Origin of the sequence: Aeromonas ichthyocola, from assembly GCF_046087985.1 — a bacterium.
Lineage (GTDB): Bacteria > Pseudomonadota > Gammaproteobacteria > Enterobacterales > Aeromonadaceae > Aeromonas > Aeromonas rivipollensis.
The window spans coordinates 1-18,087 of record NZ_JBJSWH010000009.1 but is presented as its reverse complement, the minus strand read 5'-3'; the positions used below and the strand labels follow the sequence as shown (position 1 = coordinate 18,087).

The window sequence follows — 18,087 nt, the reverse complement described above, 5'->3', positions numbered from 1 at the left end:
ATGGAGTTTACATAAATGACATTTACTCATTAACGCCTGCCGCATAACGACGCAATAAGGGCAGGTTTTATTTCACCGGGATACCGTTTTCATTCATGAATGATATCTACAAATGGATATGATCAATTAAAAATAACCAATAAAATCATAAGCATGTATGGTTTTTATTTTTTGTTTGAATTTTATACGTTCATCCATGCATTTATCCTCATAAATACTCCCGCCACTCACCACATAAATAGTCATCTTCATCCCTTCGCCTGAATAATCCATCTCTTGTCCCAGATCATGGCATCGGCGCCAACCCGCACGGGCAGCCCTCCGTATCAGGGTGCTCATCGCATCTCCTTTATATGGATATGCATTCTGGGCGCATCCTGGCGATGCTTTTCTCACCAGCGCCATTGCATCCCAGTTTTAAAGTTTTTTCATTAGTTGAATTTATTGCGCCACCTTGCGCCACTCCCGGGTTCGCCTTAACTCAGAAAGTGATCAGGATCACGCTATTTTCTATCACCAAGGAGATAACCATGAAGATCAAATCGCTGTTTCTGCTGGTCGCCCTGGTTCTGCCCATGACCCCGACCCTGGTTCAGGCCCAGGGCGCCCCCGCCATGCCGCTGGTGGTGTGCCATATTGACCAGGCCCCCCAGAAGCTGCTCCCCGCCTATCTGTGCCAACAGCATGGCGGCCAGCAGCACCATTGATACTGCCCCAGGGGGAGAACGCCTCCTCCTGGGTTGTCAGTTCCCCACACCGGCATACCCCTCCCCCGATAGCCCGCTCCTTTTAGCCGCTTCCGGCCAGCAACCCCATGCAACCCTCTGTGTTCACCCCTCAACCCGTCCTGGCACAGACGCCTCTGACCCTGGATGCTGACGGCCCCGGCTCACCTATCTGCGATCGACTCTGACCCTGGTGACGTTTCTGAACCTCAGTTAAACGAGCCGTGAGACATTCGCCATAGCAGGTGTAAGCGAAGCGCCTCAAAAATTCTCGCCATAGTCGGAAGATAGGAGCAAAAAAACCGCACTTAAAAATCACAACTAAATGATTTACAAAGAAATGACATCATTATCATTTCTCGAGAAACGAGTTTCGAAAAAACGTTTTTCAACATGCCGTTGTCGTCCCCCGGGAAATCCTTATAGTTACTCCTGCACGGACGCAATGAAGTCGGTCAGGAAGACTGGCTGCCAGGGTTGGGCAAATGGACTCACCACAGGATGTGGTAAAGGACACCTCCCAGGACGGAGAAAGTGCGACGGGAACGGATGACTCGTCAGGCCATGATGGCTAAAGGACACCCCAAAGGATTGGGAAGGGGAAACCTAAAGGAAGAGGTATAGTCAGGGATTGCAGGGAGCAACTTCGTTCAAGGATATGAGCGATAAGACTATCGGGGGCGACGCAAGTCGCCCCCATCTTTTTTGGGAATTTTTCACACTTTCCCGGTGAGCTGCCACCCTGGCGCCAACGGCCAGGGTGCCCACGACCAGTCCAACCAACCTTACTCCAGTCGGAAGTGTCCCACTATCTCCCGCAGCCTGTCATAGGTGTGCTGCATTGAAGTCGAACTCTCCACCGTCCGCTCACCATTGCCCTTGAGCTGGGTGATCACCTCGGCGATGGCGCTCATGTTGCGATTGATCTCTTCGGCCACCGCACTCTGCTGCTCCGCCGCTGTGGCGATGTGACTGATGAGATCGTTGATCTCCACCACCTCCCCCGCCATCAGATCCAGCGACGCATTCACCTTGCTGGTGTTCTCTGCCGCATCCTGACAGCTCTGCCGGGTGTTACCCATGGCCGCCACTACAGTCTGGGTCCCCCGCTGCAACCGGGTCAGCATGGTCTGGATCTCGGCCGTGCTCTGCTGGGTACGGCCCGCCAGGGAGCGCACTTCGTCGGCCACCACGGCAAAGCCGCGCCCCTGCTCACCGGCCCGGGCGGCCTCGATGGCGGCGTTGAGGGCCAGCAGGTTGGTCTGCTCGGCGATGCTGCCGATGACCCCGAGGATGGAGCCTATCTGCTGCACATCCTGCTGCATGGCGGCGATGGAGTGGGCCGTGGTTTCCACCTCCGTCACCAGGGCGGTCACGCTGGCCATGGCCTGATCCACCACCCGGCGCGACTGGCTCGCGAGCTGCTGGCTCTGGCCGGTCAGCTGGGCCGTGCTGGCGGCGCTCTCCGATACCGAGACGGCGGTACGGCTCATCTCGTTGATGGCGGTGACCACCTGTTCGGTCTCTCGCACATGCTCGGCCAACAGCCCCTGGGCCGAGCCCGTCTGCCTGGCCAGACCCGAGATCCCTTCGTTGAGCTGGCCGCTGGCTTCCCGTACCTCTCCCATCATCTCCTGCAGCCGCTCGATGAAGCGGTTGATGCCGGCCGAGATCTGGCCGAGATCATCCTTGCTGGTCACCGTCAGGCGGCGGGTCAGATCGCCGCTGCCCCGAGACAGCTCCTGCACCAGATCACGCAGGGAGAGGATGGGGCGGTAGGCCAGGTTGAGGGCCACCATGGAGATCACCAGCACCAGGGCCGCAACCCCGAGCAGGGCCAGGGTGATCTTGCCGTTGAGCGCCTGGGTCATGGACCGGATGTAATCGAGGTCCACGTAACCGGTCAGGGTCCACTGGCTGCCACGGATATCCAGCTGGTTGGGGCGAGACTCGCTCTCTCCCTGGGGTTTGCTGCTGTAGAGCACCTGGCCCTGACTGTCCGCCAGGGAGAAGTAGCGCCCCTCCCCGCTTACCTTCGCCAGCAGTGCCTTGAACTCGCTCATGTCGAGGTAGTAGAGGTAGGCGGAATCGGCACCCCGGGGCACCAGGATGGAGATGACCGGCTTGCCGTCCAGCTGCTCCAGCGAGCTGACGGTGATCTGGTTGTTGGCGGCGGGGATCAGCTTGCGCAGGGCTTCAACCCTGGCCTTGTCGTCGATGACCCCGTTCACGTCGAACGCCATGTCGCCGATCAGCTTGACGATGTTGTGAAAGCCGGTCTCCTGCAGCGCCTTCTTGACGCTGGTCACCCCGAGGTTGAGGTTCGCCGCCAGCAGCACCTTCTGGTTGATGTCACCGGCCAGCTTCTCCTTGACCAGGGTGATCTGCTCGTTGATGTTCTGGGTCGCCTGGGTGCGGATATAGCCACTGATGAAGTGATTGACGCTGAACCAGGCGGTGCCGATGGTGACCAGGATGGCGAGCAGCAGCAGGACGTTGATTTTGACTTTGAATGGCATGGGGTGGGTCCCTCCAAGTAGAAAGGGCCGGAACATGTCCGACCCTCTCTGCCAATGCTTACTTCTTCTTGGCGTACTTCATGGAGTCCAGGGCCACGGCAAGAATGATGATGCCGCCCTTGATGATGAACTGCCAGTAGGGGCTGACCCCTATGTAGGTCAAGCCGTAGTTGATCAGGGTGAAGATGAGCACCCCTGTGATGACACCGGCGACAGTCCCCACACCACCGGCAAAGGAGACACCGCCCACCACGCAGGCCGCGATGGCATCGAGTTCATACATGAAGCCGAGGTTGTTGGTGGCGCTGCCGATGCGGCCCGCTTCCAGCATGCCGCCGAAGGCGTAGAAGACGCCGGCCAGGGCGTAGATCATCACCAGGTTGACCGCCACGTTGACGCCGGAGACCTTGGCGGCTTCCGGGTTGCCGCCGATGGCGAAGATGTTCTTGCCGAAGCGGGTCTTGTTCCACAGCACCCAGACGAAGACGCTGGCGATGGCCGCATAGAAGGTGAGGTACGAAAGCTTGAATCCCCCTATCCGGATAAAGCCCTGCGCGAAGCTGGAGAAGCGGGGGTCGAAGCCGGCCACCGGGGAGGCACCTACAGAGTCAAAGTAGAGGGAGTTGATGCCGTAGACGATGATCATGGTGCCCAGGGTGGTGATGAAGGGCGTCACGTTCAGGTAGGCAACGATCAGGCCGTTGACCAGACCGATCAGGGCACCCACAGCACACACCAGCAGGATCACCACAGGAATGGGCACTTCACCCAGACTGGGGAACACCTTGTTGACGTTGGTCAGCGCCTGCAGCATGGTGGCCGCGATCAGCGCCGCCAGACCGACCTGACGACCGGCCGAGAGATCCGTGCCCTGGGTGATGATGATGCCCGCCACCCCGAGGGCTATGATGACCCGCACCGAGGACTGGGTCAGTATGTTGCTGAGGTTGGTGAGGCTGAGGAAGGAGGGCTCCTGGATCACTATGATCATGAGCAACACCAGCAGCACCAGGTAGATGGCGTTCTCTTTGAGCGCCTGCATCAGATTGAAATTTTTAGCCGACTCCATAATGTCTTCCTGTCTTTATAGGTACAGAGATGCCAGGCGCAGGATCTCGCTCTGGTCAGTTTCTTTGGTGTTGACGATCCCCGCGACCCGGCCATTGCTCATGACCATGATGCGATCCGTGATCCCCAGCAGTTCAGGCATCTCGGACGAGATGATGATGATGCCCTTGTCCTTCTTCGCCAGCTCCAGGATGAGCTGATAGATCTCGAACTTGGCGCCCACGTCTATGCCGCGGGTCGGTTCATCCAGCATCAGGATCTCCGGCTGGGTCAGCAGCCAGCGGCCTATGATGACCTTCTGCTGGTTGCCCCCGGAGAGGGAGCCAATCTGTGTCTGCTGGGTCGGTGTCTTGACCCGCATGGAGTCGATGACCCACTGGGTATCGCTCTTCATCTTGTTGTCGCTGAGCAGCCCCATGGATCCCTTGTAGCTGTCCATGTTGGCGATCAGGGAGTTGAAGGCGATATCGAGACGGGAGTAGATGCCGGTGGAACGGCGCTCCTCCGTCACCAGGGCGAAGCCGTTCTGGATCGCCTCATGGGCGTTGCGATTGGCGACCTCCTTGCCGTGCAGCTTGATGACACCGTCGCTGTGATCGCGGATGCCGAACAGGGTCTCGACTATGTCGGTGCGCTTTGCCCCCACCAGACCGGCGATGCCGAGGATCTCCCCCTTGTGCAGGTTGAAGCTCACGTCCTTGATGGAGGGCTGGTTCTTGGCCGTCAGGTGCTCGACTTCGAGGATCACCTCTTTCGGCTGGTTGGTTTTCTCCGGGAAGCGCTGGGTCAACTCGCGACCGACCATCATGCCGATGATCTGATCCATGGTCATACCCTCGAGCGGCTGGGTCGCCACCCACTGGCCATCCCGCAATATGGTGATCTCGTCACAGAGCTGGAAGATCTCTTCCATCTTGTGGGAGATGTAGACGATGCCGCACCCCTTGTCCTTCAACTTGTTGATGATCTTGAAGAGGTGGTTGACCTCTTTCTCGGTCAGGGAGGAGGTGGGTTCGTCCATGATGACGATCTTGGCGTCATAGGAGAATGCCTTGGCAATCTCGATCATCTGCATCTGGGAGACGGAGAGGGTGCCGACCTTGACCCGGGGGTCTATGTCGATGTCCAGCTCGTCGAAGATGCGCTTGGTGTCGTCATACATCTTGCCGTGGTCGATGAACCAGCCCTTGGTGGGATAGCGACCGAGCCACATGTTGTCCATCACGGTGCGTTGCAATACCAGGTTCAGCTCCTGGTGCACCATGGATACGCCATTTTCCAGCGCCTCTTTGGAAGAGGTGAAGTTGACCTCCTCGCCCTTGAAGAAGATCTTGCCCTGATCCTTCTCGTAGATGCCGAACAGGCACTTGAGCAGCGTGGACTTTCCTGCGCCATTCTCGCCCATCAACGCATGCACAGAATGAGGACGGACCCGTAAATTGACATTATCGAGTGCCTTGACGCCAGGAAAGCTCTTACTGACGTCAATCATCTCCAACAGCCATTCTGATTGTTGCCGTGTTGTCATATCAGCCATCACATCTGGTTGAAAAAAGGGCAAGGGGATCTCCCTTGCCCTGGAGGGGGGAATTACTCGAATTGGGACAGGTTGTCTTTATCAACGCCCACGTAGGCAACACGCACGACCTTGTTGTCGATCTTCCAGTTGGTGCCTTCACCGGCCGGCTTGCCTTCAGCCAGGTTCTTGGTCAGCTCGTAGGTGGCCTTGGCCTGGTTGGCCGCATCGTTCAGCACTGTACCCGCCATGGCACCGCTCTTGACCATGGCCAGGGCTTCCGGCAAGGCATCGACGCCGAATACCGGGATGGCGCTCTTGCCCTGGGCTTTCAGGGATTCAACAGCGCCCATTGCCATGCCGTCGTTGTTGGCGATGACCACTTCGATCTTGTTGGCGTTGGGGCCGGAGATCCAGGCGTCCATCTTGTCTTTCGCCATGGCGGTATCCCACATACCGGTATCCATGTGCAGCTGCTCTGTCTTGACGCCACCGTCATTCAGGGTCTTGACGACGTAGGTGGTGCGGGCTTCCGCATCCGGGTGGCCCGGCTCGCCCTTCAGCAGTACGAACTGGATGACGCCGTCCTTGTTCAGATCCCACTCAGGGTGTGCCTTCCAGTGCTTGGCGATCAGCTGGCCCTGGATGATGCCTGACTCCTTGGAGTCGGTGCCCACGTAGTAGGCCTTGTCATAGCTGGCCAGGTCGGCCGCGCTCGGTTCCTTGTTGTAGAACACCACGGGGATCTCGTCCGCACGGGCCTTCTCGATCACGACAGGGGCCGCCGCCGGGTCAACCAGGTTGATGGCCAGCGCCTTCACGCCCTTGGCCAGCAGCACGTCGATCTGGTCGTTCTGCTTGGACTGGTCATTCTGGGAGTCATTCATCAGCAGCTCCACACCGGGATTGGCTGCCGCTTCCTTCTCGATGGCCTTGCGCACTACCGCCATGAAGTTGTCGTCATACTTGTAGACGGTGACACCGATACGGGTATCGGCCTGGGCTTGGGCTCCCGCCATCAGTCCCATCAGCAAGGTGGCAACTGTCGTGAGTTTTTTCATTGTTATGCTCCGATCTCTAATATCTGTTTTTGTAGGGAATGCTGTACACCGTTTGAACTGGCGCCAGCCTAATGTAATCAGTTTGTTGTATGGCGGTCTGTGATCATGGCAACAAAATGAAAACGTTTACACTCTGTTACATAGACATAAAACATTTTAAAATCAATCAGATAACCAATTAAAAGACCTTTACGAATCCATTTTCGTCATCGGCGTCAGATTCAGTGTAGAACACAGTTCCAACTGTAACTTCCAGGCGGCAACCAGAATTCGGGTCGCACGCTCTGGCTCCAGGAGTCATCGCCCCCTACACCCATGTGGAAACCATCCAGGCAGAGGTGCAATCCCCCCTGAGCCACCAGATCGGTCTGGTGGCGGGCCTGGGCCAGCTGCTGCTGGCTGTAGCGGCTGACGCTGAAGTGGAACTTGCCCTCCATGCTCACCTCTGCGAGGCGCAGCTGACGGGTATCGCAACGCAACCCGTTGTCGGTCGGGAACACATAGGGGGTGTACAGGGCCGCGATCGGCAGCTGCCAGCGATGAAGGTCGGCGGCAAGCTGACGATCCGGATAGTTCTCGTGGGGACCGCGCCCCAGCCAGCTCACCTCATCGACCTCGTCGGCCAGCCAGAGCCTGGCCCCGATGCGGGGCAGGGACGGCATGTCGGCGGCAACCTCCACCTCTATGCGCAGCGCCATGGCACCGTCGGCACCGAAGCTGTGATGCCAGCGGGTCAGCAGCCGCAGCGACTCACCGACGAAGTAACCGTGGGATACGACCAGCGTCCCCCTATCGGGGTTAGCCTCCAGGCCGAGGCAGCGGTGCTGCAGATCATTGAGCCCGGCCTCCTGCCAGCGGGCAATCCAGGCGTTGGGATCCGCGTGATCCGCCTCGCTGGTGCCGATGTCGTTGTCGAGCGGTGCCCGGTAGAAGTGATCGGTGATGGCATCCCGCAGCCGCTCACGGCCCTGTTTCTGCCAGCTGCTGATGCGGCCGCTGGCCTTGTCCAGCCGCCACTCGCTGCCTGCGGCACGCACCAGCCAGTGGTCCGGCTGTTCGCTCAATGAGGCGGGAGCCCGGGTAACAGGCAAGGCCAGAGGGGTCGGCAGCATGCATTGCTGGCGCGCCACCTCGTGATCCGCCCCGGCCCATGCCGTGGCGGCGGGCTGCACTATGGCCAGATCCAGCCAGGCCAGGGTGCCTGCGGCAAAGCCCGGCAGCCGCTCCAGCAGGGTCAGCGTCACGCTGCCCTGGGGCGCCAGCTCGAGCGGGCACTCACCCTGGCTCAGCACCACACCGTCCTCCAGCAGCTGCCAGCGCAACACCTCGTTGTCCGTGGGGCGGAACAGGTATTCGCTGCGGATCTCGACCCGGAGCGGCTGCCGGCTTTGCAGGGTCAGCACGAAGGGCTGCTGGGCCCGTTTCGCCTCGAACAGGGCGGGATGCGGCGTCCGGTCCGGGAACAGCAGGCCGTTGCAGCAGAACTGGCGATCGTTGGGAAGATCGCCGAAGTCACCGCCATAGGCCCAGAAATGGCGGCCATCGTCGGTCTGCTTGTCGAGCCCCTGATCCACCCAATCCCACACGAAGCCGCCCTGCAAGCGGGGATGATCGCGAAACGCCTGCCAGTAGTGGGCGTAGCCCCCCAGGCTGTTGCCCATGGCGTGGGCATATTCGCAGAGGATGAGCGGCCGGGTCTCGTCCGGCAGGCCTATCCACTTGGCCAGCGCCCACTTGGGCACCGCCGGGAAGGGTTGATCCTGATGGGTGCGGGCATACATGGGGCAGATGATGTCGGTGGCCGGGGTATCGGCCCCGCCCCCTTCGTACTGGACCGGCCGGCTCGGATCGGCCCGTTTGACCCACTGATACATGGCGTCGTGGGCCGGGCCATAACCGGATTCGTTGCCCAGGGACCAGATGATGATGCTGGGGTGGTTGAAGTCCCGCGCCACCATGCGGGTGACCCGCTCCAGGAAGGCGTTGCTCCAGGCGGGATCCTGCGCTAGCCGCCCCATGGGGGTCATGCCGTGGGTCTCCAGGTTCGCCTCGTCCACCACGTAGAGGCCGAGCCGGTCACACAGTCGATAGAACTCGGGATGGTTGGGGTAGTGAGAGCAGCGCACCGCGTTGAAGTTGTGCTGCTTCATCAACCGCAGATCCTGCTCCATGGCGGCAGGGGTCACCACATGGCCCAGGGCGGGATCGTGTTCGTGGCGATTGGCGCCGCGGATCAGCAGCGGCTGGCCGTTGACCCTCAGCAGGCCGCCCTTGATCTCCACCGCCCGAAAACCCACGTCATGGGCCTCGCTCTCGATGGGCTCGCCCTGCTCATCCAGCAGGGTCAGGGTAAGTCGATAAAGATGGGGCGTCTCGGCGCTCCACTTGTGCGGCGCCGCTATATCCAGCCACAGCTCGGTCCTGTCTGGGTAGGCGCCCTTCTCGTCGATGGCGCCTGTGCCGAGCGGCTGGCGCCGATCGGCGATCAGCGTCTCACCGAAATAGAGCCTGGCCTCCACCGCCAGCCCGGCGCCCTCATTGACCTGCAGCGCCACCTTGAGGCGGGCGTCCCGGTAACAGGCGTCCAGCACAGGTGTCAGCCGCACGTCCAGCAACCGGCGCTCGGGTTTGTGCAGCAGGCTGACGGAGCGGAAGATGCCGCTCATGCGCCACATGTCCTGATCCTCCAGATAGGAGCCATCGGACCAGCGCAGCACCAGCACGGCCAGCCGGTTCGGACCGGCCTGCAGGAAGTCGCCGAGATCAAATTCTGCGGGCAGCCTGCTGTCCTGGGAGTAACCGACCCAACGGCCGTTGCAGAACAGATGGAAGGCGCTGTCCACCCCATCGAAGATGATGCGGGTCTGGCCGCTGGCCAGCCAGTCGGCGGGCAGTTCAATCTCGCGGGAATAGCAGCCGGTGGGATTCTCGGCCGGCACCCGGGGCGGATCGCAGGGGAAGGGGTACTTGATGTTGGTATAGATGGGGCGATCGGTGAGGCCGCGCTGCCGGATAGGCGGCATCCAGCTGCCAGTTGCCCGGCACCTTGATGGGACAGGCATCCGGCAGATCCTCGCCAGCCAGTCTCGGGCACCAGCTCGGGCGCGGCGAAGAAGGAGAAGCGCCACTCCCCATCCAGCAAGAGACGAGGAAGAGGCCCGATCATCCCGGCATCCGCTTCGCTGCGCCAGCTGAACATGGGGGTATGGGCAGCCAGCCGGTTTACCGACGTAATCGCCTGGGTCTGCCAGTCCTGACGCGCCACTATCTCCCTGAGCATTCTTCTCTCTCCCTGCATGAACGCCGAAAACGTATGCAGTCTAGAGAAGTATGGCGCAGGGAACGGCGATCTCGCTCACACAGATGTAAACGATTACACTGATTTTGTTAAGTAAAACAGGGTAAAAATGATTAAAAATGCAGGTAAAACAATAACGCCTGCGCCATGCAACGGCAAAAGAGCGGCCCCGAACAGGGAGGTAAATGAAAGGGATCATCCGGCCCGAACGGGAGCCACCGAGTGGCGGTTGATCAGGGTCGGGGTGTAGATCCGGCTCTGCACCGTCTCGCTCTCCCCGGCGGCGAGTTGCAACGCCAGCTTGGCGGCCTGGGCGGCCATGAGTTCTATGGGATAGCGCATGGTGGATAGCTTGGGCCTCAAGTATCTGGCATAGATGATGTCATCGAAGCCCACCACAGAGACCTCTTCCGGCACCTTGAGGCCGTTGTCTGCCAGTACAGAGATGGCCCCTGCCGCCATGGCGTCGTTGTAGGCCACCACGGCCGTGATGGGCAGCCCCTTGGCCAGCAGGTTGAGCATGGCGCGCTCCCCCCCCTCCTCATTGGGCATGCCGCTCTCCACCAGCTCGGGATCTGCGCTCAAACCTGCCTCGGCCAGGGCATCCTGATAACCCTGATGGCGCAGAAGGGCATCTTCGATGGCGTGATCCGAACTGAGGAAAGCGATGTGGCGGTGCCCCAGCTCCAGCAGATGGCGGGTCGCGGTGGCGGCCCCCTGCCGGTTGTTGAGGGCGATGCAGCGCCCCCTCAGGCTGGGGATGTCGCGATTGATCAGCACCATGCCGGGGGCCCGCAGGGCGTAGTCGATGAGCTCCTCGTCGCTGAGCGCCTTGCTGTGCACCACCAGCGCCTCGCAGCGCTTGCCGATCAGCAGCTCTATGGCTTCCCGCTCCTGCTGGGCGCGGTGAAAACCATTACCCATCAGCAGGTGCAACCCCTGTTCCACCGCCACGGCGGCGACCCCCTTGACCAGGGCTCCGAAGAAGGGATCCGCCACGTCACCGACCACCACCCCCATGGTGTCGCAGGTCTGGCTGACCAGGGCCCGGGCGTTGGCGTTGGGGGTGTAGCCCAGCTCTGCCATGGCCTTCTGCACCACCTCGCGGGAGGCGGCACTGGCCTTGGGTGAGTTGTTCATCACCCGTGAAACCGTTGCCACCGATACATTGGCCAAACGGGCGACATCCTTGATGGTGCTCATGCTGTTTTCACTTATTTCACGGTTCGATATGGCGCCATTATACCGGGCAATGTCACTGATAACAGGGGGAAAAGCCATGTCGATGCATTTATAACCACACAAACAAGTGTAATCGTTTCCACATATTTGTTAACCAGTTCACAGTTTGTCCGTCAGCCCCTCGGCTAGACTCCTGCTCAGGCTTTCCTTGCGTGAGGCACTAACGGTGGAGAAGAGGATGAGAGTACTGGTGACCGGCGGTTGCGGCTATATCGGCAGCCACACCTGTCTGGCCTTGCAGGCGGCAGGCATGGAGCCCGTGGTGGTGGACAACCTCTGCAACAGCAAGGCCGCCGTGCTGACACGGGTCGCCGCCATCAGCGGGCAGATGCCCAAATTCTATCAGGGGGACATCCGTGATCCTGCCCTGCTGGACAGCATCTTCGCCGAGCAGCAGATAGACGCAGTGATCCACTTCGCCGCCCTGAAAGCGGTCGGCGAATCGACCCGGATCCCCCTCGAATATTATGAGAACAACCTGAGCGGCACCCTGGTGCTGCTGCAGGCGATGAAGCGGGCCGGAGTTCACAACCTGGTGTTCAGCTCCTCGGCCACCGTCTACGGCGACCCGGCCAGCACCCCCATCCGGGAAGACTTCCCGCGCAGCGCCACCAATCCCTATGGCCGATCCAAGCTGATCATCGAGGAGATCCTCGAGGATCTGCAGACCGCCGAACCCCACTGGAGCATGACGCTGCTGCGCTACTTCAACCCGGTCGGCGCCCACGAGTCCGGCACCCTGGGGGAGGATCCCCAGGGCATGCCCAACAATCTCATGCCCTATATCACTCAGGTGGCCATTGGCCGTCGTGACTGTCTCTCGGTCTTTGGAAACGATTACAACACCGTGGACGGCACAGGGGTGCGCGACTATATCCATGTGATGGATCTCGCCGGGGGGCACGTCAAGGCGCTGCACCACTGTGCGGGGCGAGGCGGCGTCCACCCTTACAACCTGGGTACGGGCCAGGGCCAGAGCGTGCTGCAGATGGTGGCGGCGTTCGAGGCGGCATGCGGTCGCCCCCTGCCCTGTCGCATCGAACCCAGACGCCCGGGTGACATCGCCGAATGCTGGGCCGATCCCGCCAAGGCCGAGCGCGAGCTGGGCTGGCATGCCAGCCGGGATCTCGCCGCCATGTGCGCCGACAGCTGGCGCTGGCAGTTCGCCAACCCGAACGGTTACGAGGAGTAGGCCTGACGGCCTGCCCGTTACGATTTTCTCAACTCATTGATTGGAGTGATGATGTTCAACCCTGTTGATCACCCCCACCGCCGTTTCAACCCGCTGACCGGCCAATATGTGCTGGTCTCCCCCCACAGGGCCAAGCGCCCCTGGCAGGGTCAGGTCGAAAAAATAAGCCAGGCACCGAGCCAGTCCCACGATCCGGACTGCTTCCTCTGTGCGGGCAACAAGCGCGTCACCGGCGACCAGAATCCCGACTATCAGGAGACCTTCGTCTTCACCAACGACTTCGCCGCCCTGATGCAAGACACCCCGGCCGCCGACAGCCAGCTGGATCCCCTGCTCAAGCTGGAGGCCGCCCGCGGCACCAGCCGGGTCATCTGCTTCTCGCCGGATCACGGCAAGACACTCCCCGAGCTGGCGCTGCCCGCCATAGAGGCGGTGATCAGCACCTGGATGAGCCAGGTGGCCGAGCTGTCGAGCCAGTGGGACTGGGTGCAGGTCTTTGAAAACAAGGGCGCCGTCATGGGCTGCTCCAACCCCCACCCCCACGGCCAGCTGTGGGGCAGCGACTTCCTGCCCAACGAGATCGCCCGCGAAGAGCAGCACCAGCGCAACTGGCTGGCCGAACACGGCCGCCCGCTGCTGCTGGACTATGTGGAGCGGGAGCTGGCGGACAGATCCCGCATAGTGGTGGAGACCGAACATTGGCTGGCAGTGGTGCCCTTCTGGGCCGCCTGGCCGTTCGAGACCCTGCTGCTGCCCAAGGCCCATGTGCCCTCCCTGCTGGGTCTCACCCGGGAGCAGCAGGAGGATCTGGCGGTGGCACTCAAGGAGCTCACCAGCCGCTACGACAACCTGTTCGAGTGCAGCTTCCCCTACTCCATGGGCTGGCACTTCGCGCCGCCCAAGTCGGATTGCCCCGAGGCCTGGCAACTGCATGCCCACTTCTATCCGCCCCTGCTGCGCTCCGCCACGGTACGCAAGTTCATGGTGGGCTTCGAGATGCTGGCCGAAACCCAGCGAGACCTGACCCCGGAACAGGCCGCCGAGCGCCTGCGCTCCCTCTCCCCCATTCATTACAAAGCCAATGAGGTGACCCCATGACCCCGAGCCAACGCGTCAGCGCCGTGTTTGCCGAGCAGTTTGAGCAACAACCCGACCTGCTGGTGCGCGCCCCCGGTCGCGTCAACCTCATCGGCGAGCACACCGACTACAACGACGGCTTCGTGCTGCCCTGCGCCATCGACTACGAGACCTGTGTCGCCATCGGCCTGCGCAGCGACAACCTGGTGCACGTGATCGCCGCCGACTACGGCAACCAACGGGATCTGTTCGACCTGGACAAGCCCATCACCCATCATCCTGACCAGCGCTGGAGCGACTACATTCGCGGCGTGGTCAAGCATCTGCAAGCCCGTGGCCATGCCCTGCGCGGCCTCAATCTGGTGGTCTCAGGCAACGTGCCCCAGGGGACCGGCCTGTCGTCGTCCGCGTCTCTTGAGGTGGCCATAGGCCAGGCCTTCAAGGAGGCCCTGGGGCTTCACATCAGCCAGGCCGAGATCGCCCTCAACGGCCAGCAGGCGGAGAACCAGTTCGTCGGCTGCAACTGCGGCATCATGGATCAGATGATCTCCGCCAGTGGCAAGCAGGATCACGCCCTGCTGCTGGACTGCCGATCCCTGGAGACCCGCCTCATCCCCATGCCCGAAGATCTGGCGGTGCTGATCGTCAACTCCAACGTGCGCCGCGGCCTGGTGGACAGCGAATACAACACCCGTCGCCAGCAGTGCGAGACCGCCGCCCGTCACTACGGGGTCAAGGCCCTGCGCGACCTGGATCTGGCCGCGCTGGAAGCGGGCAAGGCCGGGCTGGACGAAGCCTGCTACCGCCGTGCCCGCCACGTGGTAGGGGAAAACGCCCGCACCCTGGCCGCCGCCGAGGCGCTGGCCTCTGGCGATCTGGTGCGCCTCGGCGAGCTGATGGGCCAGTCCCATGCCGCCATGCGGGATGACTTCGAGATCACCGTGCCCGCCATCGACGGCCTGGTGGAGATCATCAAGGCAGAGATCGGTACCCAGGGCGGCGTGCGCATGACAGGGGGTGGCTTCGGTGGCTGCGTGGTGGCCCTGTTGCGCCCGGCGCAGGTGGACGAGGTGATCGCCGTGGTCGAGGCCCAGTACCCGGCCAGGTTTGGCCTCAAGGCGGACTGCTATGTCTGCCGCGCCAGCGCCGGGGCCGGCAGGCTCTAACGGGAAGCACATGAGTGACAGGTCACTGACCATAGAAACGGGCAAACCATGAAGACATTCGAACTGGAAAACGAGGAGGGGCTGCGCCTGCGCGGCCTCGAATTTGGCGCCACCCTCACCTCCCTCAGCCTGCCGGTGGCCGGAGTGCGCCGTGAAGTGTTGCTGGGCTGCGCCGATGAAGCCTATGCCACCCAGCAGGTGTGGCTGGGGGCGGTGGCGGGGCGCTTTGCCAACCGCATCGGCGGCGCCGGGCTGGTGCGTGGGGACGAACGCTGGTCCCTGGACGCCAATCAGGCCCCCCATTGCCTGCATGGCGGACGGGCCGGATTCCATCGTCAGTCCTGGCAGATCAAGGAGCGGGAGGCGGACAGGGTCAGGCTGGCCCTGCTCTCAAGGGCGGGAGATCAGGGCTTCCCCGGCAACCTTCGGGTGACCCTGGAGTACCGGCTGGAGCAGCAGGATCTGGTGGTCGACTTCAGGGCCAGCACGGACGCGCCGACCCCGGTCAGCCTCACCAGCCACGCCTATTTCAATCTCGATGGCCACCAAAGCGGCAGCGATCTGCACTCTGATATTCGCAGTCATGCCATCAGCATCAATGCCGATCGCTTCCTGCCCACCGACCAGAGCGGTTTGCCGCTCGCCATCACGCCGGTGGAGGGCCCCTTCGATCTGCGAACCGAACGCCCCATAGGCCAGGATTGGCTGAGCCACCCCCAACAGCAGCAGGCCAAGGGCTTTGATCACGCCTTTCTGCTGAACGGTCCCGAACGGGCGTGGGCGGCACGGGTGGTCTCAGGGGATAAGCAGCTGGTGATGGAGGTCCATACCAATCAACCCTCTCTGCAGTTCTACACCGGCAACTGGCTGGCCAGCACGCCGGACCGTAGCGGTCGGCCATACCGGGATTACGACGGTTTCTGCCTGGAGGCGCAACTGCTACCGGACAGCCCGAACCGGCCCGAGCTCGGCGACCCCTGGCTGCTGCCGGGCCAGCTGTATCACCACCAGACCCGTTACCGCCTGATCCCCGCAGGCTAAGACCCCCTACCGATCTCCCCCTTCAAAGGGGGAGGCGCTATGACGCCCCTTATGAAGGGGAGAGGTGGGGTTCTTCACCCTCTCTTGCTGACGACAGTCCACCGAACCAACTCAGGAGTCTTGATGAACATGGATGATCACTACCTGGCCGCGCCGGATCGTTACCAGCGCCAGCCCTACAGAGCCGCCGGTCGCCACGGCCTGCGCCTGCCCGGCATAGGCCTCGGGCTCTGGCACAACTTCGGCGCCGGGAGCGATCCCGCCAGGGTGAAGGCCATGGTGCATCAGGCCTTCGATCTGGGGATCACCCACTTCGATCTCGCCAACAACTACGGGCCGCCGCCAGGCTCCGCCGAGACCACCTTCGGCGGCGTGCTCAAACGCAGTCTGGCCCCCTACAGAGACGAGCTCATCATCGCCAGCAAGGCGGGCTATGTGATGTGGGACGGCCCCTACGGCGATGGCGGTAGCGCCAAATACCTGTTTGCCAGCCTGCACCAGAGCCTGCGCCGGCTCGGGCTCGACTACCTGGACATCTTCTATCACCACAGGCCGGATCCCCGCACCCCGCTGGAGGAGACCTGTCAGGCGCTGGCGCTCATGGTGCGTCAGGGCAAGGCGCTCTATGTCGGCCTCTCCAACTACCCGGCCGAGCTTGCCGCCAGGGCGGCGACCCGGCTGGCGGAGCTGGGCACCCCCTGCCTGGTCAACCAGCTCAAGTACTCCCTGTTCCAGCGCGACATCGAGGCCGAGACGCTGCCGGTCTGCCGCGAGCAGGGAGTGGGGGTAGTCGCCTTCTCGCCCCTGGCGGGGGGCCTGCTGAGTGATCGCTACCTGGAGGGGATCCCGGCGGATTCGCGCGCCGCCAGCGCCAGCCCCTTCCTTAAGCCAGACCAGATCACCGCGGACAAGCTGGCCCGCATCCGCGCCCTCCACGCCCTGGCGCAGCAAAGGGGGCAGCCCCTGTCACAGCTGGCATTGCAGTGGGTGCTTCGCGATCCCGTGGTGAGCTGCGCCCTGATCGGCGCCAGCAGCCCGCAACAGATAGTGAGCGCGGTCGAGGCCCAGGCCCTGCCGCCATTGGACGAGGCGCTGCAGCAGCAGATCCTGGCGGTGCTGGCATGACAGGCCTATGCCGCTGACCATGTCAGAAGATGACGGAACCAGGGGACTGCCGGCCCCTGCCCCGCGCCGCCCGCAGACAGACGACCCCGGCCGCGCGGCACCTAGCGGGTTCGACTGTCCCTTCCAATAATCTCTGGTTGCCCGCGTGATTTTCCGCCATCATTGGCCGCCCCGACCCTGATCGGGGCTGATTTTATCCGGACCCATCAACCAAGAGATCTGTACCATGACCGAATCCTACGCCCTGTTTGTGGCCTTCGTGCTGGGCATAGTGGAAGGCCTGACCGAGTTTCTGCCCGTTTCCTCCACCGGCCACATGATCATCGTCGGCCACCTGCTCGGTTTCGAAGGCCCCAAGGCCGCCACCTTCGAGGTGGTGATCCAGCTGGGCTCCATCCTGGCTGTGGTCGTCATGTTCTGGCGTCGCCTGTTCGGCCTCATCGGCATCCATTTCGGTCAGAAACCGGCACCTGGGCATGCCACCCTCTCCCTGGTGCACATCATCCTCGGCATGCTGCCCGCCGTGCTCATCGGGCTGGCCATCCACAGCTGGATCAAGGCCCATCTGTTTGGCCCTGAAACCGTGATGTATGCCCTGGTGGCCGGCGGCATACTGCTCATCATCGCCGAGAAGTTCCGCCCAGCCGTCACCGCCGAGACCCTGGACGACATCAGCTACAAGCAGGCGTTCGGCATAGGCCTGTTCCAGTGCCTGGCGCTCTGGCCCGGTTTCTCCCGCTCCGGCGCCACCATCAGCGGCGGCATGCTGATGGGCATCAGTCGCCATGCGGCGGCCGAATTCTCCTTCATCATGGCGGTGCCCATGATGATGGCGGCCAGCGGACTGGACCTCTACAAGAGTCGCGACTTCCTCTCCATGGCCGACTTCCCCATGTTTGCGGTGGGCTTCGTCACCGCCTTCGCGGTCGCCATGGTCGCCATCAAGACCTTCCTGGCGCTGATCCGTCGCCTCGACTTCATCCCGTTCGCCATCTACCGCTTCGTGGTGGCCTTCGCCGTCTACCTGGTATTTGTGGCCTGATCCCGAGGGATTGCC

At 62.0% G+C, this 18,087-nt stretch carries 13 protein-coding genes and 1 pseudogene; 7 read left to right on the top strand and 7 right to left on the bottom strand.

The window, feature by feature from the left end; translation table 11 throughout:
- Positions 1–126 precede the first annotated feature (126 nt).
- Positions 127–339: a hypothetical protein gene (locus tag ACF2JD_RS20980; protein ID WP_440988126.1), complete on the bottom strand. Its 213-nt coding sequence runs from the start codon at positions 337–339 to the stop codon at positions 127–129.
- Between the two features lie 191 nt (positions 340–530).
- On the opposite strand from ACF2JD_RS20980, the gene ACF2JD_RS20975 reads away from it, so the two are divergent.
- The gene (locus ACF2JD_RS20975) at positions 531–707 is read left to right on the top strand and encodes a hypothetical protein (protein ID WP_262112598.1); all 177 of its coding nucleotides are present in this window, start codon (positions 531–533) and stop codon (positions 705–707) included.
- A gap of 803 nt (positions 708–1,510) precedes the next feature.
- On the opposite strand, the gene ACF2JD_RS20970 is transcribed toward ACF2JD_RS20975, so the two are convergent.
- The 6 genes and pseudogenes from ACF2JD_RS20970 to ACF2JD_RS20945 all read right to left on the bottom strand — a co-directional run bounded on the left by ACF2JD_RS20970 (position 1,511) and on the right by ACF2JD_RS20945 (position 11,390).
- Entirely contained in the window at positions 1,511–3,244 is a 1,734-nt protein-coding gene (locus tag ACF2JD_RS20970; protein ID WP_290030626.1) for a methyl-accepting chemotaxis protein, read from the bottom strand.
- Positions 3,245–3,302: 58 nt separating this feature from the next.
- Positions 3,303–4,313, bottom strand: coding sequence for a galactose/methyl galactoside ABC transporter permease MglC (gene mglC / locus ACF2JD_RS20965; RefSeq protein WP_106885521.1), 1,011 nt, complete (start codon positions 4,311–4,313; stop codon positions 3,303–3,305).
- Positions 4,314–4,328: 15 nt separating this feature from the next.
- Positions 4,329–5,849, bottom strand: a complete 1,521-nt coding sequence (gene mglA, locus ACF2JD_RS20960; RefSeq protein ID WP_041206573.1) for a galactose/methyl galactoside ABC transporter ATP-binding protein MglA — start codon at positions 5,847–5,849, stop codon at positions 4,329–4,331.
- Between the two features lie 53 nt (positions 5,850–5,902).
- Entirely contained in the window at positions 5,903–6,889 is a 987-nt protein-coding gene (mglB, locus tag ACF2JD_RS20955) for a galactose/glucose ABC transporter substrate-binding protein MglB (RefSeq protein WP_111910882.1), read from the bottom strand.
- Between the two features lie 221 nt (positions 6,890–7,110).
- Positions 7,111–10,169: pseudogene (locus ACF2JD_RS20950) on the bottom strand (beta-galactosidase).
- A 213-nt stretch (positions 10,170–10,382) separates the two neighbouring features.
- On the bottom strand, positions 10,383–11,390 hold the full coding sequence (locus ACF2JD_RS20945) for a substrate-binding domain-containing protein (RefSeq protein ID WP_440988125.1): 1,008 nt from the start codon (positions 11,388–11,390) through the stop codon (positions 10,383–10,385).
- A 217-nt stretch (positions 11,391–11,607) separates the two neighbouring features.
- Between ACF2JD_RS20945 and galE the strand changes: the two genes are divergently transcribed.
- From galE to bacA, 6 genes are all read left to right on the top strand, one after another.
- Positions 11,608–12,621, top strand: a complete 1,014-nt coding sequence (gene galE, locus ACF2JD_RS20940; RefSeq protein WP_440988124.1) for a UDP-glucose 4-epimerase GalE — start codon at positions 11,608–11,610, stop codon at positions 12,619–12,621.
- 51 nt (positions 12,622–12,672) lie between these two features.
- The gene (locus tag ACF2JD_RS20935; RefSeq protein ID WP_440988123.1) at positions 12,673–13,719 is read left to right on the top strand and encodes a UDP-glucose--hexose-1-phosphate uridylyltransferase; all 1,047 of its coding nucleotides are present in this window, start codon (positions 12,673–12,675) and stop codon (positions 13,717–13,719) included.
- The gene (gene galK / locus ACF2JD_RS20930; protein WP_163148386.1) at positions 13,716–14,864 is read left to right on the top strand and encodes a galactokinase; all 1,149 of its coding nucleotides are present in this window, start codon (positions 13,716–13,718) and stop codon (positions 14,862–14,864) included. The genes ACF2JD_RS20935 and galK overlap by 4 nt, the downstream gene beginning before the upstream one ends.
- Before the next feature lie 48 nt (positions 14,865–14,912).
- Positions 14,913–15,905, top strand: coding sequence for a galactose-1-epimerase (gene galM / locus ACF2JD_RS20925; protein WP_408776666.1), 993 nt, complete (start codon positions 14,913–14,915; stop codon positions 15,903–15,905).
- Positions 15,906–16,034: 129 nt separating this feature from the next.
- Positions 16,035–17,030 carry an aldo/keto reductase gene (locus tag ACF2JD_RS20920; RefSeq protein ID WP_440988138.1) on the top strand — a complete coding sequence of 332 codons (996 nt, stop codon included), beginning with the start codon at positions 16,035–16,037 and terminating at the stop codon, positions 17,028–17,030.
- A 226-nt stretch (positions 17,031–17,256) separates the two neighbouring features.
- Entirely contained in the window at positions 17,257–18,072 is an 816-nt protein-coding gene (bacA, locus tag ACF2JD_RS20915; RefSeq protein WP_106885514.1) for an undecaprenyl-diphosphate phosphatase, read from the top strand.
- Positions 18,073–18,087: the final 15 nt, after the last annotated feature.